Origin of the sequence: Streptomyces phyllanthi (assembly GCF_009377205.1) — a bacterium.
In the GTDB taxonomy this organism is placed as follows: domain Bacteria; phylum Actinomycetota; class Actinomycetes; order Streptomycetales; family Streptomycetaceae; genus Streptomyces; species Streptomyces phyllanthi.
Map to the genome: position 1 here is coordinate 1 of NZ_VJZE01000473.1, position 6,923 is coordinate 6,923.

Annotated in this window: 7 protein-coding genes and 1 pseudogene; 5 read left to right on the plus strand and 3 right to left on the minus strand. The window is 70.0% G+C overall.

All coding sequences use genetic code 11. The features are described from left to right. The first annotated feature begins 1 nt into the window (after window position 1). The 3 genes from FNH04_RS38380 to FNH04_RS38390 all read left to right on the plus strand — a co-directional run bounded on the left by FNH04_RS38380 (window position 2) and on the right by FNH04_RS38390 (window position 4,023). A complete protein-coding gene (locus FNH04_RS38380) occupies window positions 2–787 on the plus strand; it encodes a class I SAM-dependent methyltransferase (protein WP_152790505.1) in 786 nt (261 codons plus the stop codon). 280 nt (window positions 788–1,067) lie between these two features. Continuing rightward, window positions 1,068–2,153, plus strand: coding sequence for a C40 family peptidase (locus tag FNH04_RS38385; RefSeq protein ID WP_152790507.1), 1,086 nt, complete (start codon window positions 1,068–1,070; stop codon window positions 2,151–2,153). A 358-nt stretch (window positions 2,154–2,511) separates the two neighbouring features. Then, window positions 2,512–4,023, plus strand: a complete 1,512-nt coding sequence (locus FNH04_RS38390; protein WP_152790517.1) for a PP2C family protein-serine/threonine phosphatase — start codon at window positions 2,512–2,514, stop codon at window positions 4,021–4,023. Between the two features lie 53 nt (window positions 4,024–4,076). On the opposite strand, the gene FNH04_RS38395 is transcribed toward FNH04_RS38390, so the two are convergent. The 3 genes from FNH04_RS38395 to FNH04_RS38405 form a co-directional block, all read right to left on the minus strand. Continuing rightward, window positions 4,077–4,409 (minus strand): DUF2516 family protein, encoded by a 333-nt coding sequence (locus FNH04_RS38395; protein ID WP_322725088.1) that lies wholly within the window; start codon window positions 4,407–4,409, stop codon window positions 4,077–4,079. A gap of 129 nt (window positions 4,410–4,538) precedes the next feature. Further along, a complete protein-coding gene (locus FNH04_RS38400) occupies window positions 4,539–5,168 on the minus strand; it encodes a hypothetical protein (protein WP_152790511.1) in 630 nt (209 codons plus the stop codon). A gap of 137 nt (window positions 5,169–5,305) precedes the next feature. Next, window positions 5,306–5,851 carry a helix-turn-helix domain-containing protein gene (locus tag FNH04_RS38405; protein WP_152790513.1) on the minus strand — a complete coding sequence of 182 codons (546 nt, stop codon included), beginning with the start codon at window positions 5,849–5,851 and terminating at the stop codon, window positions 5,306–5,308. 187 nt (window positions 5,852–6,038) lie between these two features. Here FNH04_RS38405 and FNH04_RS38410 point away from each other — a divergent pair, with 187 nt between their 5' ends. Together FNH04_RS38410 and FNH04_RS38415 are read left to right on the plus strand one after the other, a co-directional pair. Next, the gene (locus FNH04_RS38410; RefSeq protein WP_152790515.1) at window positions 6,039–6,800 is read left to right on the plus strand and encodes an SMI1/KNR4 family protein; all 762 of its coding nucleotides are present in this window, start codon (window positions 6,039–6,041) and stop codon (window positions 6,798–6,800) included. Window positions 6,801–6,843: 43 nt separating this feature from the next. Then, window positions 6,844–6,923: pseudogene (locus tag FNH04_RS38415) on the plus strand (IS5/IS1182 family transposase); the annotation flags it as partial.

The window sequence follows — 6,923 nt, forward strand, 5'->3', positions numbered from 1 at the left end:
CCTGGGCACCGTGACACGCGGGACCACCAACCCCAACCGCCTGCGCCGCATGGACCGCTGGATCACGGCGGCCCACGGCGCCGAACTGCGCCGCGCGGCGCACCCCGTGGCGATCGACCTCGGGTACGGCGCGGCCCCCTGGACCGCGGTCGAGCTGCTCCGGCGGCTGCGTACGGCCGCTCCCCGCACCCGCGTGGTCGGCGTGGAGATAGACCCGGCCCGGGTGGTGGCCGCGCGGCCGTACGAACGGGAGGGGCTGCGCTTCCGGCACGGTGGCTTCGAGGTGCCGGTGGAGGGCCGGCCCACCCTGATCCGCGCGGCCAACGTCCTGCGCCAGTACGACGAGGACGAGGTGGCCGAGGTCTGGGAACGCCTCCGGGCCCGGCTCGCCCCGGCGACGGGCGCCTCGCGGGGCGGTCTGCTGGTCGAGGGCACATGCGACGAGATCGGCCGCCGCCATGTCTGGGTCGCCCTCGGCCCGGAGGGCCCCCGTACGGTCACGTTCGCCACCCGCCTCGGCTCCCTGGAGCGCCCGTCCGACCTCGCCGAGCGGCTCCCGAAGGCCCTCATCCACCGCAATGTCCCCGGCGAGGCGGTGCACACCTTCCTCCGCGACTTCGACCGCGCCTGGGCGGCCGCGGCTCCCTACGCCTCGTACGGCGCCCGCCAGCGCTGGATCCGTACGGTCCACACCCTGGCCGCCGACTGGCCGGTTCGGGACGGTGTCTCCCGCTGGCGCCAGGGCGAGGTCACAGTGGCGTGGGAGGCGCTGGCGCCGCGCTGTTGAGCGGGCCCGACGAGCGCCCCCCGTACCGCCCCGCACCACCTCACGCGACCGCACAAGCCCGCACACGGCCCCCGAGAATGCGCCCGCGTCACACCGTTCCCCCGGCCTGCGGGAACGCACTCCATGAGTCGTTCGTCACAAAAGGCGGGGAGATCGTCATGCGGGAAGCCTGTGACGGGGAGGGAGTTCGTGCTCACCTCTGTCGTATTGCGCCACGACATGGCACGATCCACCAGGCGTCTAGAAGTTACTGACGGTTAATCAGGTTGGGGGCAGGGGTATGGGAACGGGCAAGCGGAGCCTGGTCACGGCGGCCGTGGCCCTGGTCTGCGCGGTCACCGTGCTGGGCGCACCGGGCACGGCCTACGCGAGCCCGGCGAAACCCGACCCCGCACCGTCACCGAGCTCCACCGGCTCAACGCCCGTGAGCAACAAGGACCTTGAGGCCGTCCGGAAGAAGCTGGACGAGCTGTACCACGACGCGGCGGTGGCCACGGACGCGTACAACGCGGCCGAGGAGGACGCCGAGAAGCAGTCCGCCGAAATCGTCGAACTGGCCCGGGAGATCGTCCGGGGCAAGAAGAAGCTGGCGGAACTGAAGGACCTCATAGGCGCCGCGGCCCGCGCCCAGTACCGCGGCGGCGGCCTGCCGCCCGAGGTCCAGCTCTGGCTCAGCGAGAACCCGCAGGAGTTCCTCGACGGCGCCGGCCGTGTGCGCCAGGGGCAGCACGCGTCCAAGGGCCTGCTCGCCGCGAAGGAGCGGACGCAGCAGGACCTGGAGCAGTACGCCCAGGACGCCTCCGCGCAGTGGGAGAAGCTGGAGGCCAACCGGAAGGCCAAGGCCAAGGCCAAGAAGGAGATCAAGAAGCAGATCGCCGCCGCCGAGGAGGTGGAGTCGCAGCTGGAGAAGGAGGAGCTCGAGCGGCTGACGAAGCTGGAGGAGCAGGCCGCCTACGACGCGCAGACGGAGTGGCTCGGCTCGGGCGTGCTGGACGAGATCAACGGCAAGTCGTCCGCGCGGGGCAAGAAGGCCGTGAAGTTCGCGACGGACCAGATCGGCAAGCCGTACGAGTGGGGCGCCGAGGGCCCCGGGACGTACGACTGCTCCGGGCTCACCTCCCAGGCCTGGGCCTCCGCGGGGACGGGCATCCCGCGCACCTCCCAGGAGCAGTGGAAGCAGCTCAAGCACATCGAGATCAAGGACATGCGCCCCGGCGACCTGATCATCTACAACGCCGACGCCAGCCATGTGGCGATGTACATCGGTGACGGCGCCATGGTCCACGCCCCCCGCCCCGGCCGGACGGTGACGATCGCGGGCGCGGGCTCCATGCCGATCCTGGGGGTTGTACGGCCGGACGTGTGAGGCGCGAGCGCCGCACCTTGAGCCGTGGGCGCATGAAACAGACTCACCGGGCCAACGGCCGCGAACTCCAACGAAGGTGAGCAAAACGGAGAATCACACCCGTCTCCTGACTCACCGACGTGACCCTCGCCACGGTTGCGCCCGCCACTCAACCTCACAGGCGTGACATTCGTCATCCGAGATGGAGTCACTCGTGTCCACATGCGGTAGGGGATGTGGCATATGACGGTGGCCGTTTTGCCTGTGCGCACCCCGCAGCCCATTCCGTTGCGGCGGCGCCTACCGCTATGGTCCCCGTCGGTGGGTCGAGGTCCCGTCGCCCCACCGTGCCCTCGGGGGAGGGAAGGAACCCAAGTCAATGCCCGTACCCATACCGCGGCAGAGAGCGATCCCAGCCGTGGAAGGTGGTCAGGCGCACGCCGTGTCCGCACCCAGTGGCCCGTCCACAGGCCCCTTCGGCGGCCCTCCCGGCGGCCCGCCCGTCATCCCGTCCGGAGAGGGGGCGCACCTGAACACCACTCCCGCGGCCTCTGCCGACAGCCCCGACGGCAACGGCAACCCCAAGTACCTCGGCAACTCCAAGCACCCCGGCAACCCCAAGCATCCCGGCCACTCGGGCAGCACGACCAACCTGACCGTGCTGCTGATCGGGGACGACCCCGCGGGTTCGCTCAGCGTGCCCGAACTGCTGGACTCCGCGGGCAAGCCGATCCGCGTCCGTACCGCCCGCAACCTCACCGAGGCCGAGCGGCTCCTCACCGACGACGTCAACTGCATCCTGCTCGACCTCGCGCTGCCGGCCCCGGGCCGGTCCGGCGAGGGCAACGGCGGCGGCACCGGCGGGCCCGGCGGGAACGACGAACTCGCCGTGCTGAAGCACGTCCTGCGTCTCGCGCCCCGGCACGCCGTCCTCGCCCTCACCGGCTCCCACGACGCCGGACGCGGTGCCGAGGCCGTACGCGTGGGCGCCCAGGACTACCTCTTCCGGGACGAACTGGACGGCCGTCTGCTGAGCAGGGCCATCCGCTACGCGGTGGAGAGGAAACGTTCCGACAGGGCCGAACGCCGGCTCACCGAGTCCAGGCTGCGCGCGCAGGAGAACGCGCGGCTGGAACGCGGACTCCTCCCGACCCCTCTGCTGGAGGGCTCCTCGCTCCGCTTCGCCGCCCGCTATCGTCCGGGCCGCTCCCGCGCCCTCCTCGGCGGCGACTTCTACGACACGGTCCGCACCCCCGACGGAACCGTGCACGCCATGATCGGCGACGTCTGCGGGCACGGGCCCGACGAGGCGGCACTCGGCGTGGAGCTGCGGATCGCCTGGCGGGCGCTGACGTTCGCCGGTCTGTGCGGGGACCAGCTGCTCTCCACCCTGCAGCAGGTCCTGGAGCACGAGCGGGAGAACGACGAGATCTTCGCGACGCTGTGCACGGTCGACATCGCGCCGGACGGCCGCAGCGCGGGCCTCTGCCTGGCCGGCCACCCGTCCCCGCTGATCGCCCGCCCCGGAGGCAACGGGATCACCCCGGTGGCCGAGCTGCTGCCGTACGACAACAACGGCCCCGCCCTCGGCCTGCTGCCGCACGCCCGCTGGCCGCGTACACAGATCGAGCTGGGCGGTGCGTGGAGTCTGATGCTCTACACGGACGGCCTGATCGAGGGCCGTGTCGGCGAGGGCCGGGAACGCCTCGGCCAGGAGGGGCTGGTCGCCCTGATCCGCCGTCTGCTCACCCAGGGCCTCCAGGGCGAGGAACTGCTCCAGTCCGCGGTGAACGAGGTCCGAGCCCTCAACGGCGGCGAGTTGACGGATGATGTGGCGGTGCTTCTGCTGAACCGCGGGAACCAGGGAAGCTACGGGAACCAGGGAAGCTAGAGGAACCGGCGGGGGTCACCGGCGTCCCACCGGCGCCCGTTCGTGCGGCCGGGTCACCGACCGCCGTTGTACGGCCCGTACGGACCGTCGCTGCTGGAGCCCCGGCCACGACCGCCGCCGGAGACCTGACGCAGCGCGGGGCGTACGTCGACGAAGAAGACGATCGTCGCGATGACGCCCGCGATCTGCAGGAAGAGCATCGGCACGAACAGGTTCACCGCGACCGTGACGCCCAGGATGATCAGCCAGAACATCTTGCTCTGCTTGTCGGCGGCTCGGTACGCGTCATCCCGCGCGATCGCGGCCATCACCAGCGCCGCCACCGCGAGCAGCAACATGGCGAGGGTCAGCAGCGACAGGAAGCCATCGAATGCCGTCAACAGCACAATGCCCACCACCCGGTCGAGTCGTCTTACGGCCACCGTACCCGGAGAACGGGCCGCACACCCCAAAGGTGCCCGACCCGTTCGCGTCCCGCTGTTCCCGCTGTTCCCGGTGACTTCGCCCGCTTCGCCTTACTTCGCAGGGGGCGTGGTCTTCTTCGCGGCCGGGGCCGGCTTCCTGGCCGGGGCCTTCTTCGCGGCGGGCTTCTTGGCGGAGGCGGTGGGCGCGGCGCCCGGCTTGTCCTCCTCCTTGAGCTCGACCTCGACGGGCTCCGCGTTGGGCTCGACGGCGACCGCGAGCTCCTCGATCTCCTCGGCGGCCTCACCGCGCCAGGTCTTCACGGCCTGCTCGCCGTGCTCGGCGACCTTCTCGTAGGTCTCCCGTGCCTTCACGGCGTACTCGGCGGCGACGCCGACACCACGCAGCGCGAGGTCCTGGGCGGTCTCGCCGAGCTTCTTCAGGTCGGTGTCGAGGGTGCCGATGATCTCGGTGACCTTGGTCTGGAAGGTCTCCTGCGTCTCCTTGACGCGAGCGCTCGCCTTCTCCTGGGTCTCCTTGACCCGGGCGGTGGCCTTCTCCTGGACCGCCTTGCGGTCGGCGGTACGAACGGCCTCGATACGGGCCGGGGCCTCGACGCGCAGCTGCTCCACGAGGGCCGGCACCTTCTTGGCCTGCTGGAGGGCCAGGTCGGCGGTGCCGGCCGCGAAGTAGAACGGCGTCGGGTCGCTGAGGGTCTTGCGCAGGTCGTCGGTGATGGCCATGACGATGGTCCTCCCGTGTTGTCTTTCAGCTGAGGGTTTTTGGGTTGGTCCGCAACGGTTCGGCCGGCGATCCGACCAGTGGTTCGGCCGGCGATCCGGCCGTCTCTCCCGGCCGCGGGATCACACCGGCCACCGGGTCAACCGGCCGTCTGCCGCGGACCGGCATCACTGCCGTCGGCCGTGCGGGGGCCGGGGCTGTCGGTGTCCTGAACCACGTCCCGGAGGGTTTCCTGGAGGGGGTCCTGGACGGGGTCCTGAACGACGCGTATCTCGCCGCGCGTGTCCGCCGCGTCCCGAGTGCCCTGATCGTCCTCGTCCACCGGCTGGGCGACCTCGAATCCGTTCTCCTTGCGGAACGACTCGTAGATCTGGAGCAGCACCTGTTTCTGCCGCTCGTTGAGCGTGGGATCGGCGAGTATGACGGCGCGCGTCTCGATCTCGTCCCGGTCCCGCTCGGCGTCGAGGATGCCGGCGCGCACGTACAGCGTCTCGGCGGAGATCCGCAGCGCCTTGGCGACCTGCTGCAGCACCTCCGCGCTCGGCTTGCGCAGCCCGCGCTCGATCTGGCTCAGATACGGATTGGACACCCCGGCGGCGTCGGCGAGCTGCCTGAGCGACAGCTGCGCGTTGCGCCGCTGTTCGCGCAGGTACTCACCGAGATTGCCGACGTTGAGCGATGCCATGCCTCTACAGTGCCGCACCCCCGCTAACTTTTGCAAGCAGCCGCTTGCAAAAGTGCGCCACGCCACGTTCCGCGGATGTGCGACCGGTGTCAGTGTCCGTTCTCAGTAGATGTGGCGAGTCCCAGTGGTTCTGTCAAACGACCTGGCGGAGTCCCGGCGAAGCTGGCCGGCCTGTACGGTCCACCGCATGGTTGACGAGTTCGATGTGGCTCAAGCTCTGCAGGGTGGGATACCCGACAGGGCGCGAGCCTGGGCCTTCGTTCGGGACTTTGCCGCAGCGTGGGCGGAGCCGCTCGCCGACAGCGCGGGTACGCGACCGGAGGAGCTGGAGCGAGCCGAGGAGACGCTGGGGCTCGCGCTGCCGACCGCGCTGCGCGAGGCGTACTCGCTTCTCGGTGCGCGTCACGACCTCACCGGCAACCAGGACCCGCTGCTGCGCCCTTCTGAGCTGTTCGTGCACGACGAGTTCGGTGGAGTGCTCGTCTTCCGCAGCGAGAACCAGGGGTGCGCTTTCTGGGGAGTACGGCGGCGGGACCTCGGTCAGGACGATCCGCCGGTGTTCGTCCAGTCACGGGATGGTTGGGTCCGCTTCCTGGAGCGGGTCTCCCTGGCCTGTGTCGAGCTGGTACTCAGCGAGACGCTGCTTGGCAGCGAAGGACGGCTCTACAACGCCTGCGAACTTCCCGCCAGCCTGATTCGAGAGCTGCCGAGCCGGTTCGCGCCGGTGAACTTTCCCGAGTACCCGATGTGGACGGGGAAGGAAGAGTCACCCGTGTGCTGGTTCTCCGCGCCGGGGAAGCTCTTGCGGCTCGACGGGCTGAGTGACCACAGCTGGCTGCACGTTCGGGGAAGTACGTTCGCCGACCTGGAGTCGCTCTGCACCGCCCTCCCCGGCCACTGGGTACGTGGGTACTCAGAGCCGTTGGAAGCCGACGAACTGCCTTTCTAAGGGCTGTCCCGTAACTGCTGGTCACGGATGAGATGATCTTGCTGTGTCTGGTGTGATCACGGCGTCGGAGCCCTCCTGGATAGCCCCGTTCACCGGGCTGAGCCCGCGTCAGTTCGGCAAGCT